This is a genomic window from Halopseudomonas laoshanensis, from assembly GCF_008365385.1.
In the GTDB taxonomy this organism is placed as follows: Bacteria; Pseudomonadota; Gammaproteobacteria; order Pseudomonadales; family Pseudomonadaceae; genus Halopseudomonas; species Halopseudomonas laoshanensis.
Genome location: NZ_QOVF01000010.1, coordinates 33,439 through 55,105 on the forward strand (window position 1 = coordinate 33,439; position 21,667 = coordinate 55,105).

General features: G+C 58.9%; 21 protein-coding genes. 11 read left to right on the forward strand and 10 right to left on the reverse strand.

What is annotated here, in order from left to right:
* Positions 1-71: 71 nt before the first annotated feature.
* Positions 72-443: a DUF1622 domain-containing protein gene (locus tag DT594_RS17940; RefSeq protein ID WP_149334437.1), complete on the reverse strand. Its 372-nt coding sequence runs from the start codon at positions 441-443 to the stop codon at positions 72-74.
* Positions 444-634: 191 nt separating this feature from the next.
* Between DT594_RS17940 and DT594_RS17945 the strand changes: the two genes are divergently transcribed.
* From DT594_RS17945 to DT594_RS17960, 4 genes are all read left to right on the forward strand, one after another.
* Positions 635-1,945: an acetyl-CoA C-acetyltransferase gene (locus DT594_RS17945; protein ID WP_149334438.1), complete on the forward strand. Its 1,311-nt coding sequence runs from the start codon at positions 635-637 to the stop codon at positions 1,943-1,945.
* Between the two features lie 10 nt (positions 1,946-1,955).
* Positions 1,956-4,103, forward strand: a complete 2,148-nt coding sequence (locus DT594_RS17950) for a 3-hydroxyacyl-CoA dehydrogenase NAD-binding domain-containing protein (protein WP_149334440.1) — start codon at positions 1,956-1,958, stop codon at positions 4,101-4,103.
* Positions 4,104-4,286: 183 nt separating this feature from the next.
* Positions 4,287-6,206: an acetyl-CoA hydrolase/transferase C-terminal domain-containing protein gene (locus DT594_RS17955; RefSeq protein WP_149334442.1), complete on the forward strand. Its 1,920-nt coding sequence runs from the start codon at positions 4,287-4,289 to the stop codon at positions 6,204-6,206.
* Between the two features lie 69 nt (positions 6,207-6,275).
* Positions 6,276-7,301, forward strand: a complete 1,026-nt coding sequence (locus DT594_RS17960; protein ID WP_149334444.1) for a hypothetical protein — start codon at positions 6,276-6,278, stop codon at positions 7,299-7,301.
* 5 nt (positions 7,302-7,306) lie between these two features.
* Here DT594_RS17960 and DT594_RS17965 read toward each other — a convergent pair whose 3' ends face one another.
* Both DT594_RS17965 and rhlP read right to left on the reverse strand, forming a co-directional pair.
* The gene (locus DT594_RS17965; protein WP_149334446.1) at positions 7,307-8,452 is read right to left on the reverse strand and encodes a GGDEF domain-containing protein; all 1,146 of its coding nucleotides are present in this window, start codon (positions 8,450-8,452) and stop codon (positions 7,307-7,309) included.
* Between the two features lie 63 nt (positions 8,453-8,515).
* The gene (gene rhlP, locus DT594_RS17970) at positions 8,516-9,286 is read right to left on the reverse strand and encodes a rhombotarget lipoprotein (RefSeq protein WP_149334448.1); all 771 of its coding nucleotides are present in this window, start codon (positions 9,284-9,286) and stop codon (positions 8,516-8,518) included.
* Between the two features lie 162 nt (positions 9,287-9,448).
* On the opposite strand from rhlP, the gene DT594_RS17975 reads away from it, so the two are divergent.
* Positions 9,449-10,144: a pseudouridine synthase gene (locus DT594_RS17975; protein WP_149334450.1), complete on the forward strand. Its 696-nt coding sequence runs from the start codon at positions 9,449-9,451 to the stop codon at positions 10,142-10,144.
* Between the two features lie 45 nt (positions 10,145-10,189).
* Here the strand turns inward: DT594_RS17975 and DT594_RS17980 are convergent, their stop codons facing one another.
* Positions 10,190-10,600, reverse strand: coding sequence for a PH domain-containing protein (locus DT594_RS17980; protein WP_178091581.1), 411 nt, complete (start codon positions 10,598-10,600; stop codon positions 10,190-10,192).
* A gap of 76 nt (positions 10,601-10,676) precedes the next feature.
* Positions 10,677-11,276 (reverse strand): GNAT family N-acetyltransferase, encoded by a 600-nt coding sequence (locus DT594_RS17985; RefSeq protein WP_149334454.1) that lies wholly within the window; start codon positions 11,274-11,276, stop codon positions 10,677-10,679.
* A 154-nt stretch (positions 11,277-11,430) separates the two neighbouring features.
* Here DT594_RS17985 and DT594_RS17990 point away from each other — a divergent pair, with 154 nt between their 5' ends.
* Positions 11,431-12,012, forward strand: coding sequence for a hypothetical protein (locus DT594_RS17990; protein ID WP_149334456.1), 582 nt, complete (start codon positions 11,431-11,433; stop codon positions 12,010-12,012).
* Between the two features lie 20 nt (positions 12,013-12,032).
* Here DT594_RS17990 and DT594_RS17995 read toward each other — a convergent pair whose 3' ends face one another.
* Positions 12,033-13,037 (reverse strand): helix-turn-helix domain-containing protein, encoded by a 1,005-nt coding sequence (locus tag DT594_RS17995; RefSeq protein WP_149334458.1) that lies wholly within the window; start codon positions 13,035-13,037, stop codon positions 12,033-12,035.
* 126 nt (positions 13,038-13,163) lie between these two features.
* On the opposite strand from DT594_RS17995, the gene DT594_RS18000 reads away from it, so the two are divergent.
* On the forward strand, positions 13,164-14,123 hold the full coding sequence (locus DT594_RS18000; protein ID WP_149334511.1) for a sterol desaturase family protein: 960 nt from the start codon (positions 13,164-13,166) through the stop codon (positions 14,121-14,123).
* A 67-nt stretch (positions 14,124-14,190) separates the two neighbouring features.
* Complete coding sequence (locus DT594_RS18005; RefSeq protein WP_149334460.1) at positions 14,191-14,505, forward strand: EthD family reductase; 315 nt, start codon at positions 14,191-14,193, stop codon at positions 14,503-14,505.
* Between the two features lie 18 nt (positions 14,506-14,523).
* On the opposite strand, the gene DT594_RS18010 is transcribed toward DT594_RS18005, so the two are convergent.
* From DT594_RS18010 to DT594_RS18020, 3 genes are all read right to left on the reverse strand, one after another.
* Positions 14,524-14,946: a PaaI family thioesterase gene (locus tag DT594_RS18010; RefSeq protein ID WP_149334462.1), complete on the reverse strand. Its 423-nt coding sequence runs from the start codon at positions 14,944-14,946 to the stop codon at positions 14,524-14,526.
* A gap of 167 nt (positions 14,947-15,113) precedes the next feature.
* The gene (locus DT594_RS18015; protein WP_149334463.1) at positions 15,114-15,635 is read right to left on the reverse strand and encodes a DNA-deoxyinosine glycosylase; all 522 of its coding nucleotides are present in this window, start codon (positions 15,633-15,635) and stop codon (positions 15,114-15,116) included.
* 30 nt (positions 15,636-15,665) lie between these two features.
* A complete protein-coding gene (locus DT594_RS18020; protein WP_149334465.1) occupies positions 15,666-16,916 on the reverse strand; it encodes an FAD-dependent oxidoreductase in 1,251 nt (416 codons plus the stop codon).
* A 128-nt stretch (positions 16,917-17,044) separates the two neighbouring features.
* Between DT594_RS18020 and DT594_RS18025 the strand changes: the two genes are divergently transcribed.
* Positions 17,045-17,695, forward strand: coding sequence for a DsbA family oxidoreductase (locus tag DT594_RS18025; protein WP_149334467.1), 651 nt, complete (start codon positions 17,045-17,047; stop codon positions 17,693-17,695).
* 17 nt (positions 17,696-17,712) lie between these two features.
* On the opposite strand, the gene DT594_RS18030 is transcribed toward DT594_RS18025, so the two are convergent.
* The gene (locus DT594_RS18030) at positions 17,713-17,976 is read right to left on the reverse strand and encodes a hypothetical protein (protein ID WP_246164683.1); all 264 of its coding nucleotides are present in this window, start codon (positions 17,974-17,976) and stop codon (positions 17,713-17,715) included.
* A 464-nt stretch (positions 17,977-18,440) separates the two neighbouring features.
* On the opposite strand from DT594_RS18030, the gene DT594_RS18035 reads away from it, so the two are divergent.
* Together DT594_RS18035 and DT594_RS18040 are read left to right on the forward strand one after the other, a co-directional pair.
* Positions 18,441-19,895: a catalase gene (locus tag DT594_RS18035; RefSeq protein WP_149334515.1), complete on the forward strand. Its 1,455-nt coding sequence runs from the start codon at positions 18,441-18,443 to the stop codon at positions 19,893-19,895.
* Between the two features lie 224 nt (positions 19,896-20,119).
* A complete protein-coding gene (locus tag DT594_RS18040; RefSeq protein ID WP_149334469.1) occupies positions 20,120-21,664 on the forward strand; it encodes a CHASE domain-containing protein in 1,545 nt (514 codons plus the stop codon).
* Positions 21,665-21,667: the final 3 nt, after the last annotated feature.

The following is a 21,667-nucleotide window of genomic DNA, read 5'->3' on the forward strand; positions in this document are numbered from 1 at the left end:
TGGGTCAAATGCAGATCGAGCTGCGGAATTAACCCATGCTGAACGCGAGGCAGCGCTCAAGGCAAGCACTTTCAGTCCTGTTCTGGTTTTTCCTGACTGCTACGCTGCCAGGGCCAGCTACCGGTCAGCTCGACCTCCAGGGTGAAACTCAGGAAGGTACGCACCAACACAATGAGCGCCAATACCCCCACGGATTCGAAGGTCAGATCCACAGCCACCGTGAGGATAATGTCTGCCGCTATCAAAAACTCCAGCCCAAGCAATATCCCGCGACCCAGGCGCTGACGCACCTCACGAAAGATGCCCGCGGCGTCATAGCCTTTGGCGCCATGTAAAGCCGCCACCGCTATGGAATAGAGCGCGGTAAAGGCAATGATGCCCAAGCCAATCAACTCGGTTAACGCCACCGTCCATTCGGCTACCTGAACAACCCAATTCCCCACATTGCCTCCCTGAGCCGAGTTACATCGGCGCGTGTAACACCTGCCATACTGTCAGGTACCCGTTAAAGGGGACCGAGCACGCAGTTGAAAGTTGCATCGGTGACCAGTCTAGACCAATGCCCGATGGAACTTGCGGGGCCGCTCGCAGCCTGAGGTAAATGAGAAATGGACAGCAGAGAAGGATATGAGTCATGGCCACTGAGCTTCAGCCACCCGCGCCTGGGCAGCCCGTCTACATCATTGACGGCGCGCGCACGCCCTTTTTAAAGGCCGGAGGCCGTCGTGGGCCTTTTACCCCCGTGGATCTGGCGGTGCAATGTGGTCGTCCGCTGCTGCTGCGCCAACCCTTCTCGCCGCAGGATTTTGATCAGGTCATTCTCGGTTGCGTGAACGTGGTGGCGGAAGAGATGAACCCGGCGCGCGTCGCCGCCTTGCGACTGGGCATGGGTGAAGCCATGCCGGCCTATACGGTGCAGATCAATTGCGGCTCGGGTATGCAGTCAATCGACACCGCCGCGCAGTATATCCGCAATGGCAGCTCCGACCTGATCCTTGCCGGCGGCACCGAAGCGCTGAGTCATTCACCCCTGCTGTTCTCGCAGCCGGCAGTGAAATGGTTCTCCAGGGTACAAGGTGCAAACAATTTTCCGGCCAAGCTGGGGGCGATGCTGCAGTTCCGCCCGGGCTTTCTCAAGCCGGAGGTGGGCCTGGTCAAGGGCCTGACCGATCCGATAGTCGAACTGAACATGGGCCAGACGGCGGAAGTACTCGCCCACCTGTTCAATATCAGCCGCGAGCGCGCTGACGAATACGCGCTGAGCAGCCATCAGCGACTTGCTCACGCGCAGGAGCAGGGCTGGCTGGATGATGAGGTGGTCGCTGCTATAACGCCGCAGGGCAAGATCCTCAAGGCCGACGACGGCGTGCGGCCGGACAACAGCCTGGAAGCACTGGGCAAACTCAAGCCGGTATTCGAGCGGCCCTATGGCAAGGTCACTGCCGGTAACAGCTCACAGATTACCGATGGCGCCTCGTGGGTGATCCTCGCCTCCGAGCAGGCGGTACTGAAATACAACCTCAAGCCCCGTGCGGTGATCGTCGACAGTCACTGGGCCGCGCTGGATCCGGAAATCATGGGTCTGGGCCCGGTACTCGCCGGCAGCGCCTTGCTCAAGCGCCACCAATACAGCATGCAGGATATCGATCTGTGGGAATTGAACGAAGCCTTTGCCGCCCAGGTATTGGCTTGCCAGGCGGCCTGGGATGATGCCGATTTCAGCCGCCGGGTGCTGGGGCTGGAGCGCCCCCTGGGGCGCATCGATCACAAGCGCCTGAATATCGACGGCGGTGGTATCAGCCTCGGCCACCCAGTGGCCGCCAGCGGCAATCGCATCGTATTGCATCTGATCAACGCGCTGCATCGCAACGGCCTCAAGCGCGGTATCGCCACTGAATGCATCGGTGGCGGCCAGGCTGGCGCCATGCTGATCGAAACCGTTTAGGAGCCCGACCATGACAGGACCCGTCTACAGCGCATTGAAAGATCGGCATATGGAACTCGGCCCCTTTGGCAACGCCACCCAATTGTTGCACCGCTCGGCCATCCACAAACGCTGGAGTAACTGGCACCTGGCGCGTGATGCCAGCGATGTTGCCTGGCTGTTACTGGACAAGGCCGGCGCCAGCGCCAACGTACTCTCCGAAGAGGTATTGCGCGAACTCGGCGAGGTCATCGAAAGCCTGCAGGACGAGATGCCGCGGGCACTGGTCATCCGTTCGGCCAAACCCGGCAGCTTCTGCGTCGGTGCGGATATCAGCGAATTCCGCCAGCTGCACAATGAACGCGATGTGATCAACAAGCTCAGCGACGCGCATATTCTGATCCAGCAGTTGGCCGACCTGCCCTGCCCGACCATCGCCGTGATTCATGGCGCCGCGCTGGGCGGCGGGCTCGAACTGGCGCTGTGCTGCGACTATCGTCTGGCGATCCACGGCGCCAGCTTTGGCCTGCCGGAGATTCTCCTCGGCCTGCACCCGGGGCTCGGCGGCACCGCGCGACTGCCGGCACTGATTCCGCCGCTGGACGCGATGCAGATGATGCTCACCGGCAAGAATACCTACGATCGCAAGGCCCTGAGTCTGGGATTGATTGACCGCCTGGTGGAAGAACGCCACCTGGCTGGGGCGTTGGAAGATGCGATCAACGGCAAGTTGCATCAGCGCCGCAGCGACTGGCGCGCGCAACCCTTTTTGTATGCCTGGGTACGCCAACTGGTCGGTCGGCGTATGCGCGCCGAGGCCGCCAAACAGGCGCCACCGCAGCACTATCCGGCACCGGAAGCGCTGATCAGCCTGTGGGAAAAGCATGCGGGTAATCCCGGCAGCATGATCCACGCCGAACTGCTGTCCTTCGCCAAGCTGCTGAATACTCAAACCTCGCGCAACCTGGTACGGGTGTTTTTTCTGCGCGAGAAACTCAAGGAGCAGGGCAAGTCGAAAAGCCTCTCCAACGATGCGATCAAACACCTGCACGTGATCGGTGCCGGCGCCATGGGCGGCGACATTGCCGGTTGGTGTGCGCTGCAAGGGTTACGCGTCAGCCTGCATGACACCCGCCCGGAATCCATTGCCGAGGCCATTGGTAATGCGGCAAAGCTATGTGAAAACAAACACCTGTCCAGCGCCGAAACACGCGACGTGCTCGACCGGCTGATACCCGATCCGGACAACAGCGGCGTTGAACAGGCTGATCTGGTACTGGAAGCCGTGCCCGAAGATCTCGAGTTGAAGTTGAAAATCCATACCGCGATCGAGCCGCGCCTGAAGCCCGGCGCGATCCTCGCTACCAATACCTCGAGCATATTGCTCGAGGACCTTCGCGGCGAGCTGTCGGACCCGACGCGCCTGGTCGGCATTCATTTCTTCAACCCCGTGGCCAAGATGCAACTGGTCGAAGTGGTCAGCCATTCGGTGATCAATGCCACTATCTTCCGCCGTGCCCGCCAGTTCGTCGACCAGATCGGCAAGCTGCCGGTACCGGTGGCCAGCGCTCCGGGTTTTCTGGTTAACCGCGCCCTCACGCCCTATCTGGTCGAAGCCATCTGCCTGCTCGACGAAGGCGTGCCCGCTGAAGCCATCGACAAGGTGGCGATCGACTTCGGCATGCCCATGGGCCCGATCGAGCTGGCTGATCAGGTCGGTCTGGATGTCTGCATTGACGTGGCCGACATGCTCCGTGAACGCGTCAATCCGCATCAGCCCGAAACCCCGGAATGGCTGCGCAGCAAAGTGGAAAAGGGCCATCTGGGACGCAAGACCGGCAAGGGCCTGTATACCTGGAGCGAGGGCAAACCGAAAAAACGCAGCCCGCGCAAACCAGCACCCACAGACACCCTCGATCGCTTGATTCTGCCAATGCTTAACGCCTGTATGGCCTGTCTGCGAGAAGAAGTGGTCGCCGATACCGAGCTGCTCGATGGCGCAATGATCTTCGCTACCGGCTTTGCGCCGTTTACTGGCGGGCCGCTGCACTACGCGCAACAGCGGGGTGTTGATGAGGTAATCAAACGCCTGCACGACCTGCAGGAAGACCACGGCGAGCGTTTTGCTCCCGACCCCGGCTGGAGTGAGGGATTACTGGAGCCGAGCACGCAGGATTAAGCTGCTCTGTTGCTCTGCCTCCGCCTGATCGCTACCCATCTGAGCCGGAACCTGAAAAGTCCGGCCAGCAAAGCTGGTGTGTGCCGAATTTGCCAGCAGTATCAACTTACTGCCTCTCCACTAGCCCAGCCGCCTGTGTTCCAATACAGCGAGCATTAGCATTCACTCCCTACTGAGGCCTTCATGTCGACCAGCCCCACCTTGTTCACGGATTGCGAACCCCTGATCGACATACTGCTCGATCGCCTCGACAAGCGCGTCGTGGTAGGCCTGCCACTGGGGCTGGGCAAGGCCAATCATCTGATCAACAGCCTGTATCGCCGGGCGCGGGAAGACGCATCGATTTCGCTGACCATCTTTACCGCCCTGACCTTGGAAAAGCCCCGAGCCGGCAGCGAGATCCAGGCGCGATTTCTCGGACCGCTGGCACAGCGGCTGTTCGATGATTACCCGCCCCTGGAATACGCCCAGGCAGTACGCAGCGGAGAATTGCCCGAGAATATTCGGGTGGTGGATTTCTTTCTGCAGCCGGGTCAATGGCTCGGCGTACCGCTGGCGCAACAGGCCTATACCTCGCTAAACTACACCCACGCGCTGGACACCTTGATTCGTCAGGGGGTTAATCTGATTCTGCAACTGGTCAGCCCGCTGGAAACAGAAGCCGGCGGCGCGACTCCCAGCCCTACGCAGCGCTACAGCCTGAGCTGCAATCCGGATATCAGCGCCGACCTGCTGGACCGCAGGCGCAGTGGCGCGATGCCGATCATCAGCGTCGGCCAGGTCAATACTGCCCTGCCCTTTATGCACGGCGATGCCGATCGGCCAGCCAGCGATTTTGACTACATTCTGCACGGTGAGGCAGTGCAGTTCCCGCTGTTCTCCCCGCCGAACAAACCTGCCGGACTGAACGATTACGCCATCGGTCTGCAGGTGGCGCGGCTGATACCCGACGCCGGCAGCCTGCAGATCGGCATCGGTTCGATCGGCGATGCCATCACTCATAGCCTGTTGCTCCGCCACCAGCACAATGCGCTGTTCCAGCAACTCGCAGCAGCGCTGGATGGCCCGCGCGAAGCCCCTCGGGAGCTACACCTGGCGCCCTTTGATCAGGGGCTCTACGGGGTGACCGAAATGCTGGTTGAAGGGTTTCTCAAGTTGATCGACAGCGGCATCATGAAGCGTGAGGTGGACGGCGCCGTTGTTCACGCCGGATTTTTTATCGGCAGCCCCCTATTCCATCAACGCCTGGCCGAGATGCCCGCCGCCCTGCGCGACAAGATTGCGATGATGCCGGTGTCTTTCACCAATCAGCTGTACGGTGACGAAGCTCAAAAGCGCCAGGCGCGCAGCGGCGCACGTTTCGTCAACAGCGCGATCATGGTTACCTTGGGCGGCGCAGTGGTGTCCGACGGGTTGGCGAATAATCAGATCATCAGCGGCGTCGGTGGTCAGTACAATTTCATCGCCCAGGCTTTTGCGCTGGAAGACGCACGCTCGGTTATCACCCTGGAGGCGACCCGCACCCGCAAGGGCAAAACCCTGTCAAACATTTGCTGGGAATACCCGCACACCACCATTCCCCGGCACCTGCGCGACATCGTGATCACCGAATACGGCATGGCGGATCTGCGTGACAAGAGTGATGCCGAGGTGATCGCCGCCATGCTCAATATCTGCGATTCAGCCTTTCAACCCGCGCTATTGGCCCAGGCCAAGAAGGCCGGCAAAATCGCCGCGGATTATCAGATCCCGCTGCCCTACCGCTGTAACACGCCTGAACGTATCGCCAAATCCCTACAGCCTGCATTCAACGCCGGGGAGTTGCCGAGCTTTCCGCTGGGCAGCGGCATGACCGCCGCTGAGGACCACCTGGCAGTCGGTTTATCAGTCCTTGCGCCGCTCGCCGGCAACACCCTGGGTATGCTGCGTATGGTCGCGAAGGGTATCGGTTACCGGCTCAGCGCAGCAGACATCGCCAGCCTGGAGCGTATGCAATTGGCCAAGCCGACCGGTATCAAGGAACAGCTCTACCGCGCGCTACTGATTGGCGCCCTGGCCAGCAGCGCCAGATCACAGTCAGCGCCTGATGCCCCAGACGGGTGATGGGTAGGCCGGTCGTCCTATGCTTAACTCGGCGGACACCCATCATTCTCCGCCGAAGTGTTTTGCCTTATGTCCGCTCAAGAACAAGCACTGCCCGTGCAGGAACAGCTACTGCATGTAATTGACTGCCGCTGGCTGCTGGCGCTCTATGCGATTATTCCCGTCTCTGTACTGCTGGTGATTACCGATGCCTGGATTTTTAATGGCCAGGCTCTGCGCCAGTACATTCCGGATCAGCCTGAGCATTGGCCGTTCTGGACCGTGATCTTCGGCCTGCCGCACATCGTCGCCAGCCTGGTGACCATGGCCGACCGCGAGTACCTCGCCCACTACCGTCGCACCCTGCTCTGGCCTACCCTGATTTTTGCCGGCGTCGCCAGCGCCGGCATTCTCGGCCCGCAGCCCTTGAGCTATAACCTGCTGTTTGTTTTTCTCGCGTTTTACACCATCTACCACGTGCTGGCTCAACAACTGGGTCTGACGCTGATGATGATGGCAACGCCGCCCAGTCGCGCGTTCAAAAGCTGGAAGTGGCTATCGGTGCTGGCCGGGTTCGCGATCTATATCAATGTCTATGGCGAGCAATACATCGGCAATCTGAATATCTTTGGTATCGGCCTGTACGATGCGCTGACCTACGCCGCCACCTGTATCTGTGCCGCGTTGGTGGTGCTGGCGGTACGGCTGACGCCGACCTCCCGGCATCGGATCGGCGTCTGGTATCTGTGGGGCAATGTCGCGTTGCTGGTGTCAGCACTGCTGATCAATGAGATCGGCTATACGCTGTTCGTTATTCTGATCCCGCGGGTGATTCACGATGTGACTGCCTACATGGTCTACGTTACTCATGACCGCAATCGCAACAAGCAGCAGCAGGTCAACAGTCTCTATCGATTGACTGCCTTTACCCGTTTATCGCCAGTGGTAGTGCTGCCGCTGGTATCCGTCGGCATCGCCTTTCTGCTCACCAGCTACCATGAGTATTCGGCGGTGACCATCCTGATGCTGACCATTACTTTCGTGCATTACTACTTCGAGGGTTTTATCTGGCGGGGCGGCAATCCGCACCGGCGCTACGTCAACTTCAGGCGCTGAACGCTTCAGGCGGGCAGCGGGTGATCGGTTAACGCCAGATACACCACCTGATCGCGGCCGTTCGCCTTGGCCATGTACAGCGCCTCGTCAGCCTTTTTCAACAAAATCTCCGGCAGCTCATCGGGCCCCGGCCTTTCCACCGTGGTAACGCCGAGGCTGATGCTGAGAAAGGCCACTCCTTCCTCCGGCACATGCGGGATGCGCATGGCGCCGACGGCCTGGCGCAGGGTTTCCGCTACCTGGTGCGCACCCAGCGCATTGGTATCAGGCAGCACAATGGCGAACTCTTCTCCGCCATAGCGGGCTACCAGATCCCCGGGGCGCACCAGCGCTTCCTGCAGGGCACTGGCGACCTGCTGCAAGCAGACATCTCCAGCCTGATGACCCAGGTTGTCGTTGTAGATCTTGAAATGATCGACATCGCACATGATGAACGACAGCGGCAAACCGTTGCGGCGCGTGCGTTCCCATTCGCGCAGAAGTGTCTCATCCAGCTTGCGGCGGTTGGCCAACCCAGTGAGCGTATCGGTGACGCTGAGGGTAGTCAGCTTGCGGTTGTTCAGCTTCAGCTCAAGTTCGGCCTGCTCGATCTCCCGGCGATACAGATAAGAGATCACCGCAGACAACGCCAGTACACCCAGCACACTGCCGCCGAACATGATATCGACAAAGGGCGACGGCACCGGCGTCAATGCGCGAGCCGGAGTGAACAGAAACTGGCTGATGATGAACAAGGCGCCAATCCCTGCAGACTGCAACCAGAACCGCCGCGAATTCATGTTGCTGTAAATCAGTGCCAGAAAGGCGCCCACTGAGAAGTAGAACAGTTGCACTCCCGCCGCCGAACTGATCAACAAAGTCACTACAAAAACTTGCGTGCAGGCCACGCCCAGCGCGAGATCCCGCGCCAGCGAATGGCGACCCATCGCATTGCAGATCACGACCGACAGGTAGGCGGTAATGAACACCAGGTTGGCGCTGAACACCGCCCAATAGAAACCGATGTCGTAGATCAGGTAAAACACCTGATACGGCAATGTCGCCACAGCGCCGAGCATGCCTATCTGATTACTGAGGGCAATCTGCCGGCGTAGTGACGTGTGTTGGTTCTGGGCACCGATAGACCAGAGTTCACTCAGAAATGTAATCACTCGCTATCTCGACGCTGTTTTTATTATGCCGACTATAGAGCAGCGAGGGCCGGTTGCCGACCGCTAATGCGCGGAACGGTGGCTAACTGGGTTATCTGCTGTTGTGCTGTGCCCCGCGGAGCGCTCCAACTGAGCGCGAAACAGGGTCAATTGCTGACGCAGGTTGCTCATCAAGTCGGTGCTGGCCTGGGCAAAACCAAGCAGACTGTCCTGCCGGACCTGCTCGGCCAGGGTCAAGTTGTCAGGCTGCGGCTGTATCAGACTGGAGCCTGGCGCGCGGAACAGCATTCTCCGCTCGGCAATGTCATACACCGCGGCGTCCAGCAGCGTATAGGTATCGTTACTCGCGCCACTGATCAGTTGGGCGCCATCGAGGGTCCAGTAGGTAATCGATGCCGGTTCGGCGCCAACGAACTGAGCGCGGTCGTAGGACAGCAGCACCATGATGTCGATGTCATACTTCTTTCGCAGCTGGTCGAGGTTGCCAAAACTGCCGCCCGGCCTGAGGTAGGCGGAAGGCACCAGCGTTACCTGGCGAACAAAGGATTGCTGCTGGAGATAGTCCGCGACAGTGGCTTTCAAACTGGCTTTATCGCGCTCGGTCAACGCTTGATGGCTCAGGCCCTGCTCGGGCACGAAGGCCAGCCCTATACGCATCGGCAGCAACGGATCGGCATCCGCGCGGGCAGTGTCAGGTTGATTCTGATTAGGGTAAAGATAAGACACCACACTACTACTGCGATGCTCGGAGCCGCCCATCGCGCAGCCGCCAAGGGCAATACATATTGATACCACCAGCAGACACCGGCGGCCTATCTTCCGTGAACGTGACATCACTGCATCCTTGCATGGTTAGAAGGTATCTCTATACAACGTGTTTATAATCATCGCTGCACATACCTTCAACGATCTTAGAACACTCTGCGGCATTAGGACACTGTGCAGCGAAACAGAGGCCAGAACGCTGGCCGTATTTATACCGCTATAATCGCATGCATGAGACTCGACCGCCTGATCAGCAACCACAGCCAATACAGCGCGCGCAGTGCCCGTCTGTTGATCGCCGACGGGCGGGTGCAGGTCAATTCTGAGGTAGCGCGGGATGCGCGCATGGAAATAGATCGCTTCATGATGGTGAGCCTGGACGGCACACTGATCAAGGCCCCCACTACCGCGCATTACCTGATGCTGCACAAACCCGTAGGCTATTTGAGCGCCACCAGCGATCCGCTGCACACCACGGTCATGGAACTGCTGCCAGAACCACTGCGCCCGCTACTGCACATTGGTGGGCGCCTGGACCGGGGCAGTTCCGGCCTGCTGATCCTGACCAACGATGGCCTCTGGTCACGACGTCTGACCGCACCGCAGATCAAGACCCCCAAGATTTACCGGGTAACTACCGCAGAACCTATCTCAGCCGACACGCCGAAGCGCTTCGCCCAGGGTATCTATTTCGCCTTTGAGGACCTGACTACCTCCCCCGCGCAATTAGAGCGGCTGGCCCCATGCGAGGCGCGACTGACCATCTATGAGGGTCGCTACCATCAGGTCAAACGCATGTTCCACGCCGTCGGCAATCGCGTGCTCAGCCTGCACCGCGAGAGCATGGGTAGCATCGTGCTGGACCATGATCTGCTACCCGGCGCTTTCAGGCCGTTGATTCAGGCAGAAATTGATTCTGTGGGCTGAACCAGGCTCTGCAGTTTGCCTCTGCGTTTTAGAGACCCGGCGCTCTCAGGCGATCGGATTACTGACACTTTCGATGCGGCGCTTGACCACCATCGGGTCATCGATACCTTTGAAAACCACATCGCTGATGCCGCGTCCTGTCACTTCAATGGTGCCGAAACCAAACATCCGGCCCATGACGCCCTGGCGAATTTCCACGGTTTCAATCGAGTTCAGTTTCATCTCTTCGGTATGCCGGCTGATAAACCCGGTTTTCAGAATCACCCGCTTGTTGGTCACACCCTGTTCGATCGAGCGCAGTTTCAGATACTCATAAAGCGCCAGCAGCAAGGTAATACCCAGCGTTGGTATAGCCAGGATGATCCAGATGATCATCGGCACCCGGGCAAACCAGTGTAGCTGGAACAACGATTCGATCTTTTCGCCATCGGAGAGCGATTCTTCAATGTAGGACATGCGGGTAGTGCTCCAAAGCATCAGTTGGGGTTCAGCGCGGACTTTACCGCACATTGGCCGCCGAAACCCACCGAGATCATCTGCGCTGCAACCGAAAGCGCAATGCTTTGGCCACGGCAGGCCATTCACTGTCGAGGATGGAGAACACCACTGTGTCGCGGCGAGCGCCATCCGCCTCAATCCGATGATTACGCAGCACGCCATCCTGCTTGGCGCCCAGGCGCGCTATGGCCTGGCGGGAGCGCTGGTTGTGCCAATGTGTACGAAACTCTACCGCCACCGCGCCTAATACCTCGAACGCATGCTCGAGCAACAGCAATTTGCATTGGCTGTTTACCGGCGTGCGCTGGTACCGCGATGCGTACCAGGTGTACCCGATTTCCAAGCGGCGGTGCTCGGGTTCGGCATTGCAATAACGCGTACTGCCAATCACCTCGCCGCTGTTGGCATCCAGCACCACAAATGGCAGCGCCCGGCCAGCGGCCTTCTCCGCCAACGCGAAGGCGACATACTGCTCTACCGTGTCAGCAGAGGGCACCTGGGTGTACCAAAGCTCCCAGAGTTGCCCGTCAGCAGCGGCATCTACCAGCGCCGCGGCATCTGACGCCACCATGGGCCGTAGAGAAACACTACCGGCGCCCAGCTCGATATCCGTGAACCACTTTGCATTGGCCATTGCCCCTCCCTCACGCTGTTTTGTGATGCATATTAAATCCCTTGTTACGTTTTAATTGCGACCTTTTCCGCCCTCGCGAGTCAAGATTTTGGTAGGGCATGCCGTCTGTACCATTTGGGGGATGTCCAAATGCGGTCTATTCCAGGAGGACAGGATGAATACCATTATTGCCGGACGATTCGAATTGCAGGACCAGGGCGAGGAAGCATTGCGTGCATTACAGGGAGCCGGGTTCCCCGCCTCTGCGATGACGCTGTTTTACGTTAACCCCGACGGTCAGCATGACATTTACCCTATTGGTGGTGATGACGATGACTCGCCCGGCGCACGTGACGCCGACAAAGGCGCAGCCACCGGTGGCGGCCTGGGTGCCGCTGCAGGTTTGGCGGCAGGTGCCGCAGCAGCTACCGTCGCCGGCCCGGCCGGGCTGGCAGCCGCCGTGGGTGTGGGTGCCTATACCGGCTCACTCGCAGGCGCAGTCAGCAGCACTGACAAAGAGTCCGAGGTTGATGAAGCCGTGGATGACGGCGAGAACCCGCGCAAGCTGACTGATCGGCACGCAGGTATTCATGTGGCTGTGCGTGTTGATGGTGAGGATGCGCCGGATGATGCCCTGGCCTCGGCCGTGCGCACGCTGAAAAGCCAGGGCGCGATGGATGTCGAGCAGGCCGAGGGTCGCCTGGAAGAAGGCTCTTGGAAGGATTTCGACCCGCGTGAAGTAGTGCATCTGGTCTAAGCACACCGCGGTAGTCCGACCTATAGCCGCAACCGGTGATCACGGCGCGCCCGCGCCGGTGTTGTCCCGGTCCAGCGGCGATAGGCTCGATTAAAGGCGCTTTGCTCGGAAAATCCGAGTAGCAGAGCTATGTCGCTCAATGTCAGAGCCGGGTCCAGCAGATAATGCCCGGCCAGTTGCTCACGCGTACGGTCCAGCAAGGCTTGCCAGCTCGACTGCCTGACTTCCAGGCGCCGCTGCAGTGTTCGCACCGACAAATGCAGCTCTGCCGCCACCCGGTTCAATCCTACCTCTCCCTCCGGCATCAAGCGCACCATCGCCTGCTGCAACGCCCGATCGAAATGGTCACCATCCGGCATCGCCAGCACCATCGCCTGCGCCTGCTTATCCAACAGCCCAAGCACCGTGGCGTCACTGTGCGGCAGACCTTTCTGCAAATCGGCCAGGGCCAGATCCACCGCCGTCACCGGCGAGGCAAAATGTACCGGGCAAGCAAAAAAGCTCTGATAGACCTGACAGTCCGCGGCGCTGGGTTGAGGGAATGCAAAATGCACTGCGGCCGGCACTGGCGGCTCGGCCACCAGGCGACGCAGAAATGTCAGCATTGCCGCGATGGCAACTGTATCGGCCAGCGCGCCAGTAGATGCCTCTGCCGGCCACTGCACGCGGATCCAGTCGCCGCGGTGCTCAACCTGCATCACGTTCAAACCATAGAACAGGCTTTCATAGCGTTGGTAGGCCTGCATCGCTTGACCCAGGGTGGTACAGGCAAGGATTAGATAACCCAGCACCCCAACATGCCGCGGCTGAATCATCGCCCCGATGGCCAGGCCAGGGGCCGGCAGCTCAGGTCGCAAGCTGACCGCGCGCTGCAGCATGCCCTGCCAGACGGCCAACGGCACAATGTCTGCCGGGCCGCGGCTATCCAATAGATTGCGCAACTGCGGAGCGGGTAGCCCTTCCTGATCCAGCCAATCGGTCAACAGTTGCACCCATGAGCCTGTTACCCGCAACGGCATGGCCATGCCTGTTCTCCTCAAACAACCCTATCATTGGCATATAGAGTCAAAAATATGGCATGAAAAGTCAATATGCGTTCAGCTTCCGCGTGCAGTATGAGTTATCGATCAAGCAACTGCGCAGTGAACAACATGCCATTTCCCGAGATGTTACACAGCCTCTGGCGTGAAAGCGGCTTGCCGCAGCTGCTAAACATGCTGCCGCCTTGGCTGGCGCTGGATGAACGGCAGCTGGTGTTCATGCTGGCGACGCCGGTGTTTATCGGCGTTTTTGCCTGGGAGTACTTCAAGATTCGCCATGATCCGCGGTTGGTTGACGGTGCAGAATCGCTGCGCAACTTTATGCTTGGCGCTGGCTATCAGACCACCGAACTGCTGTTTGCCGGGTTGATCGCCTTTCCGGTCTACGCATTGGCCTATCATTACCGTCTGCTGGATATTCAACTGACGATATGGACCGGCGCGCTGTTGTGGCTGCTGACCGACCTGTGTTTTTACTGGATGCACCGCAGTTCCCACCGGGTACGTTGGCTGTGGGCCGCGCATGTGACTCACCACTCCTCGCAGCGGATGAATTTCTCCACCGCTATGCGCCAGAACGCCACCAATATCTTCAACGGCGGCTGGCTGTTTTATGTGCCTCTGGCGCTGATCGGTTTCAATCCGGTATGGATCGGCATCTGCTATGCGCTGTCTCTGGTTTACCAATTCTTCATACACACCACACTGGTCGGCAGACTGCACCCGGCGATTGAGTACGTATTTAATACGCCGAATCATCACCGGGTACATCATGGCCGTAATCCCGCTTATATCGATACCAACTACGGCGGCGTGTTTATTATTTTTGATCGGCTATTCGGTACATTCGCTCAGGAGCGTGCAGATCAACCGATTGAATACGGTATTGTCCGCCAGCCGGAAAGCAACGGCCTGCTCGCCAGTTGGCTGCACGAATATCGCGATATGTTTCGTGACGTATCCCGCCGCGGGCCGTTGAAACAACGCTTACGCCACCTATGGATGCCGCCGGAATGGCAGCGCGAACTGCCCGATAGCGAACGGGACACAAGGGACCGCTCACAGCCCTGAGGGCAACAGCCTTGCCGCCACGCGCGGGCTGCTCTAGGCTGGCTGGACCACCACAAGGATGCACTCCATGATCAAAGTCAGTGTCATGTACCCGAACAAGCCCGGCGCGCGTTTCAACCACGATTATTACCGCGACACGCACATGCCGCTGGTTAAAAAACTGATGGGCGATGCCTGTGACCATTACACCGTCGATAAAGGCCTGAGCGGTGCCACGCCCGGCACTGAGGCGACCTATATCGCCATGTGCCATATCTATTGCGAGTCCGTAGAAGTGTTCCAGCGCAGCTTCGGCCCGCATGCCGGTACTCTGACCGCAGATGTGCCCAACTACACGGATCTGACCCCGCTATTTCAGATCAGCGAAGTTGTAGTCGGCTGAAAGCCGCGAATACTACGGCTACGCAGAGCGTTGCGGGGGGATCGCATAAGTCCCCACCGCATGCGCGACGGGCTCGTCACTACCCTCGGAATACAAGGCCACTTCACCAATAGCCAGGGTCTTGCCGACCTTGAGCAGTTTGCATACGCCAATGATGTCGCGACCGGACACCGGCTTGCGCAGGAAATTGATATTCAGATTGGTGGTTACGGCCAATGCGACCAGACCGATCTCGCCGAGAATGGCCGCATAAAGGGCCACATCCGCAGTGGTCATCATCACCGGACCGGAGACCGTACCGCCTGGCCGCAGCTCCCCATCACCCACATGGTGCCGGACTCGGGCTGCACCGGGGCTAAGCTCATCAACATGGACTCGAGCCTGGGGGAACTCACGCTGAAAAAAGGCATTCAACTCGGCGACACTGGGTCTGACGGACATGCGCGGCTCCTGGGTTATGGATGACATTTGGACGGGCATCAGCGAAGCCACAGCATGCACAGAGTTCTGCGCTGCCACCAGCCTCCCGGTGCTGGATGGCACAACTGCCCGCCACCCTGCCTGGAAAGACATCGGCGCCGGCTTTTATCTGTCGACCCGAGCACAGATCAGCGAATGTCCGCGCCTTCGAGCAATTGCTGCCAGGCACTCAGTTTGACGGCCATGGGCACCGACGCGTTGGCCGGACTGGTAGAGGGTAAACGCACCAGATGGATTCGGCTACGCAGCGCGTCTGGCAAATCAGGCAATACGTGGCGCCGGAAACTGGATTCGGCTTTGGCACCATTGAAGAACAACTGCCTGACGTGCGGATGCTGCTGCAGGAAACCGCTTATATCGTTGGGGATAATCGACGCTTCGATAATATCGGCATCCAGACTGCTGGAGCGGGTACAGGCCTTCAACACATCCCACACCGCCACCCGTTTGTGCAGCAGCTGTTCACAGCGCTCGGCATAGGCCAGGCCCGGCTGAATGCCGAGAATCAGCTCCATGAACGGCCAGAAATAATTGCGCGGGTGCGCATAGTATTGCTGCGCGTTCAGCGAAGCCTTGCCGGGCATTGAGCCCAGCGCCAGACAGGCAGCATCAGGCCGCGCCAACGGAGCAAAACTATGGACAAGCGTCATGACACCCCACGCATTAACGGAACAACAGAATCAGATAGCAGATGAGTGACCTCCACCGATAGCATCAACGACGGACTCAGCCGAGCGTACTGCCGACTCCAAAAGCGGCACGCCCTCATGGGCCCAGGAGCCGCAATAAAACACCTTGCGCCCGGGCGCCGCATGCCACTGACGCAAATGCTCATGAACCTTGGCTGTACCCTTATGCACTACCGCTCGCTCGAAGGGTATCCGCGCCAATACCTTGTGTGGGTCAGGCTCGAACAGCGGATTCCAGGTCTGCAATACCGGCGCGCGGCCTGCCAGGCTGGGTTCGACCTGATTGACCAGTACGCTGAACATCGCCTTGTGCATTTGCCGGTCCATCTGGAAATTCAAGGCGGTCCAGTCAGCCGATCTGGCCGGCAGGAAGCGCAAATCCTGATGCACCCACAGCTCGCCGGCGGCAAAGCGAATATCGCCGAGAATGCGCCGCTCCTCGGCGAATGTCTGATCCTGGAGAAAATCCAGTTGATTGGCCTGCGTGGCGACAATCACACGATCAAACAGCCCGCCTTCGCCGCGCTCATTGCATACGCGAAAACGCTGATCTTCGCTCAGTACCTGCGCCACCGAACTGCCTGAGTAGAAGGTCAAATTCTGCGCCAACCGTTGCGCCAGCGCAGAAGTACCCCCTTGCAGACGCAACAGCGTGGAGCCATGCACAATCGCGTGTAATTGGTGGAGTAGCTGTAGCGCTGGCCAGGCGAGCAAATGCTCTTCATCACAGGTACAGATGGTAGTCAGGATCGGCAAGATCAGACCGCGCCAAAACACCGGATCCAGCGGATGTTCAGCGAGCACCTCGCCGAGCGTCTGCGAAGACTGCTGGGCTTCCAGCGTGCGGGTCAACTTGGCTAACCTGCGTAGACCCAAGGCGACGCGCAGCGCACGTCCGTTCAAGTAACGCCAGGAGCCAACAAAGGGCCAATCAAACCCGGGAAGCTGCCCGCTGCGAAACCAGGTGCTTTGATCACGCCAACTGCAGGAGCTGTAGGTGCTTACCTCATAAGTACCCACCCCGACCGCGCCGGCCAGCGCCAGCACGCTGGGCCAGGACTCGCGACTCATGACCCGCAGCGGCACATCGACCAAACCGCCTTCCACGGTCAGCGCATGCGCATCCATCCCATGGCCGTCCAGCGCTTCAAATACCGTAACCTGGTGGCCGTTGCGCTGACAGCCATAAGCCGCAGCCAGTCCGGCCATACCACTGCCAATCACCGCAATAGCCAGGCTCATTGCCCGACCGTGGCGGCTGAACTATCGGTACGCAAAATGTCTGTAAGTACATGAAGGATCTGAAACAAACCGCACCCATTTCTGTGTAAGCTGAACAATAGACTTAAGACCAACAGCGAGAGTTCACCATGAAAACCCTGCAAATAGACATCGTCTCCGACATCGCCTGCCCCTGGTGCGCCATCGGCTACGCGCGGCTGGAGCTGGCCATGCGCGAACTGGCCGGTGAGCTGGACTTCAAGGTGCAATGGCATGCATTCGAACTGAACCCCGACCCGGACGCCGAGCCGATGCCGATTCTGGAGGCACTGAGCCGCAAATATGGCCGCAGTGCAGCCGAAATGGAGGCCGCGCAGAGCAACATGATGAGCATTGCCAAGGAGCTTGGCCTGGATTTCACCCGGATGCAGGAGCGTTACACCCGCAACACCTTTGATGCTCACCGGCTGGTCAAATGGGCCGGTGAACAGGGTAAGCAGACTGAAATGAAGATGGCGCTGTTCGATGCCTATTTCGGCAAAGCCGCCGACATCGCGGATGCTACTATCCTCGCGGGCTGCGCCGAGTCGATTGGACTAAGTGCGGCAGAGGCCTTGCAAATACTGGAGTCCGATGAGTTTACGCAGGCAGTACGGGATGACGAGGCGACTTATCAGCAGGCCGGCGTTTCTGCCGTCCCCGCGTTTATCATCAACCAGCAATACATGATTGCTGGTGCGCAAGAACCGGGCACGCTGGTAAACGCGCTACGGGAAATCGCTACCTCGGCTCCAGAATGAGCCGAGATGCCGCTAGATCAAACCAGGCCGTCCGAGACCAACATGCCGTGAAGTACGTAACAGACCTGCTCGCCACGTTGTAGCGTCAAAGGGTTACGACTGGCAATCAGCCATTGATCAGCTAGAAGGTTGTTGATGTGAACGCGCAACGCATCCAGTTGACGCTGTTGGCGGTCTGGTAGTTCAACTACCTCAATAACCGCAGGGATAGGAACTGATACGGGGACACTACGCGTTGCGGGTTTGGCCGGACGCGGTGTTGAAGAGAGCTGTTCTTGCATAACGCAGTCCTTCATCGAATTGGACATTGTCAGCATCCAGGCTATACCGATCCGGCGTAAGACCCTTGCCATGTAACTCGAAAGCTATACAACTTGATCCTGCAGTACAAAAATACTTTGTAAGATTTGGAGACTGAGTCACGCACGAAGTTCATGCAAAGCGCGGTTGTCCGACCAACGGTATTTCAACCAGGGTCGGTTACCCCCAAGCGCCCTACCCCCGATATAACGGGCCCTTGCAGGCCAATAGCCAGCTAGCCCCACGTGCGCCGCAGCGGATACGGCCGACGCATGACCACCCAACTGGGATATCCGACTGAACTATAGCCTCAAGATGACTCCAATACAGAGGTGCGCAGAGGCCATGACTTCTGCGCATGCCAGATACCGGCGATCACGTGATGCACCTCAGGCCGAGCACGAGCCAGCTTCACGGATTCACATAACGATAATGGAGACTGATGATGGCGGATAATGAGCAAAAACCTACCACTAACGATGCTGGCATACCGGTTTCGAGTGACGAACATTCCCTGACAATTGGCCCAGACGGCCCGATTCTGTTGCACGATCATTATCTGATCGAGCAAATGGCGCAGTTCAACCGTGAGCGTATTCCAGAGCGTCAACCGCATGCCAAAGGTGGCGGTGGCTTTGGTCATTTTGAAGTCACTCACGACGTCAGCGCCTACACCAAGGCGGCCGTGTTTCAGCCCGGCGCCAAAACCGACGTACTCATGCGCTTCTCTACCGTTGCAGGTGAGCGTGGCAGCCCGGACACCTGGCGTGACCCGCGCGGCTTCTCGATCAAGTTCTACACCAGTCAGGGCAACTATGACCTGGTCGGCAACAATACCCCGGTGTTCTTCGTGCGTGATCCAATGAAGTTTCAGCACTTCATTCGCTCGCAGAAGCGCCGTGCCGATACCAACCTGCGTGACCATGATATGCAGTGGGATTTCTGGTCCTTGTCGCCTGAATCCGCGCATCAGGTCACCTGGTTGATGGGCGATCGCGGGATTCCGAAAACCTGGCGGCACATGAATGGCTATAGCAGCCACACCTTCATGTGGGTTAACGCACAGGGTGAGAAGTTCTGGGTCAAATACCACTTCAAGACGGATCAGGGCATCGACTTCCTGACTCAGGAGGAAGCCGACAAACTCGCTGGCCAGGACGCGGATTACCACACCCGTGACCTGTACGAAGCGCTGAAAAACGGTGACCATCCGAGTTGGACACTGCAGATGCAGATCATGCCGTTCAAGGATGCCGAAACTTATCGTTTCAATCCCTTCGATCTGACCAAGGTCTGGCCGCACGGTGACTATCCGTTGATTACGGTCGGCAAGTTGACGCTGACGCGCAATCCAACCGATTACCACACCGAGATCGAACAGGCCGCTTTCGAGCCCAATAGCCTGGTACCCGGTATCGGCGCCAGTCCGGACAAGATGCTGCTGGGCCGTATCTTCGCCTATGCCGATGCCCACCGTGCGCGTCTCGGGGTGAACTACAAGCAGATCCCGGTCAACCGCCCCCATGCGCCTGTTAACAGCTACAGCAAAGATGGCGCAATGCGGATGGATAACGTGACCGATCCGGTCTACGCACCCAATTCCAAGGGCGGCCCCAAAGCCGATCCATCGCTTAACCCACCCGTGGACACCTGGGCTACCAGTGGCGACATGGTCCGCAGCGCCTATACCCTGCGCCGCGACGATGACGACTTCGGTCAGGCCGGCACCATGGTCCGTGAAGTACTGGACGATGCCGCGCGCGACAGGCTGGTATCCAACGTCGTTGGCCACCTCAAGGATGGGGTCACCGAGCCGGTGCTTGAGCGCTCACTGCAGTACTGGCGCAATATCGACCAGAACATTGGTGATCGCATTGCCCAAGGCGTCAAGGGCAATTGAGGTCAGCGCCTGAGATCAAAGGAACTGAATAGCGCCTGAGTGCGTCGTATCAAGGGGCCAGCAGTCACTGGCCCCTTTTTCATGGCGGCATGGATAAATGATGGAAACGACTTTCATCGATTACAGCTAAACTAGCGCACCCCACCACCTCAAGGTTGTGCCGAGGACCTGCTCGAATTGAAGCGTTGCAGAGAGTATTCGCACCCACACATCAGGAGGCCAGCGTGAAACGACACCCACTCCTGGCCATAATCCTGCTTGCCCTGATTGGTCTGGGCATCTGCGCGGCGCTCAGCCGCAGCCTTTACAACGAAGAAACCAAATCCATTGCCTCGCAGTTCCAGGGCGATATTCAACAAGCCGCGGCCGTATTCGAGCGCGAAGTGCTGCTCAACCTTGAAGTGCTGCACGCCCTGAAAGCAGCAATGGATATCATGCCCGGCATGCATTCGGACCGCTTCAGAACCCTCAGCGAGGGGATTCTTGATCGCTCGCCAGCGATCATGGCATTCGCCTGGGCGCCGGTGATTGAGCGGGATAGCCTTAGAGGGTTTGAACGCGTGCAGCAACGCCTGGTACCCGGCCTGCGAGTGACCGAGCGCAACGAAGACGAACAGCTCGTTCCCGTTTCTGACCGGCCCTGGTATGTACCGGTCCAGTTTATTGAGCCACTGGACAAGAACCTGGCGGCGATGGGTTTTGACCTGGCCAGCGAGAGCCTTCGGCTGGCGGCACTTGAAACCGCACGCGACACCGGCAGACTGGTCGCAACCGCCGGCATCAAGCTGGTACAGGAGCCGGACACCCAGCAGGGCTTTCTGGTATTTGCGCCCCTGTACCGCGGGCATCCCGACACCTTCGAGCGCCGCCAATCCACTCACTACGGTTATTTGAATGGTGTTTTTCGGGTGGGCGAGCTGGCTAATCAGGCAATTGGTTTGGGAGAGACTTCCAGCCTGCTGTTTCAGGTTGTGGATATATCCGATCCAGAGCCCAATGTGCTCTACAGCAACGCTGACCCCGAAGACCCGCGCTGGGTAAGTGAGCTGGGTTTCCAAACGCCGTTGAGCGATGTCGCCGGACGCGCCTGGCGCATAGAAGCCATGCCCTCGCAAACCTATATTGATCGCCGACGTGGCTACCTGCCCGCTCTGGTGATGGTTTCAGGCGGGCTCTTTATTGCGCTGCTGGTGATATATGCGTTGATCAACCTGCATCGCAACCGTCTGCTCAATGAAGCGAAAGACAAGCTGGAGAAAATGTCCCTCACCGACGGCCTGACCAACCTGGCCAACCGCCGGCACTTTGACCAGTTCCTCGAACACGAGTGGGGCCGAGCCAAACGGCTTTCTACACCGCTGGCGCTGATCATGCTGGATATCGACTACTTCAAGCCGTTCAATGACCACTACGGGCACCCGGCCGGGGACGAATGCCTGCGGGAGGTAGCGCGCATCCTGCAGGGCGTGGTACGCCGCCCTACCGACTTGCTGGCACGCTACGGCGGTGAAGAGTTTGCGATCGTTCTACCTGATACGGATAACGCAGCGCAGGTCGCCGAGGCCTGCCGCGCTGCGGTAGAAGCAGCCAAGATTGAACACAAGCTGTCCGAAATTCGCAGCGTGGTGACCGTCAGCGTCGGCGTATGCGCCCGCACACCGGGGCCCACTACCAGCCTGGAAGAGCTGAAGGAGCAGGCAGACGCCGCGCTGTATCGCGCCAAGGATGCCGGACGGAATATTGTAGTTCTCTGCGAGCCCGGCCGCTGAGAT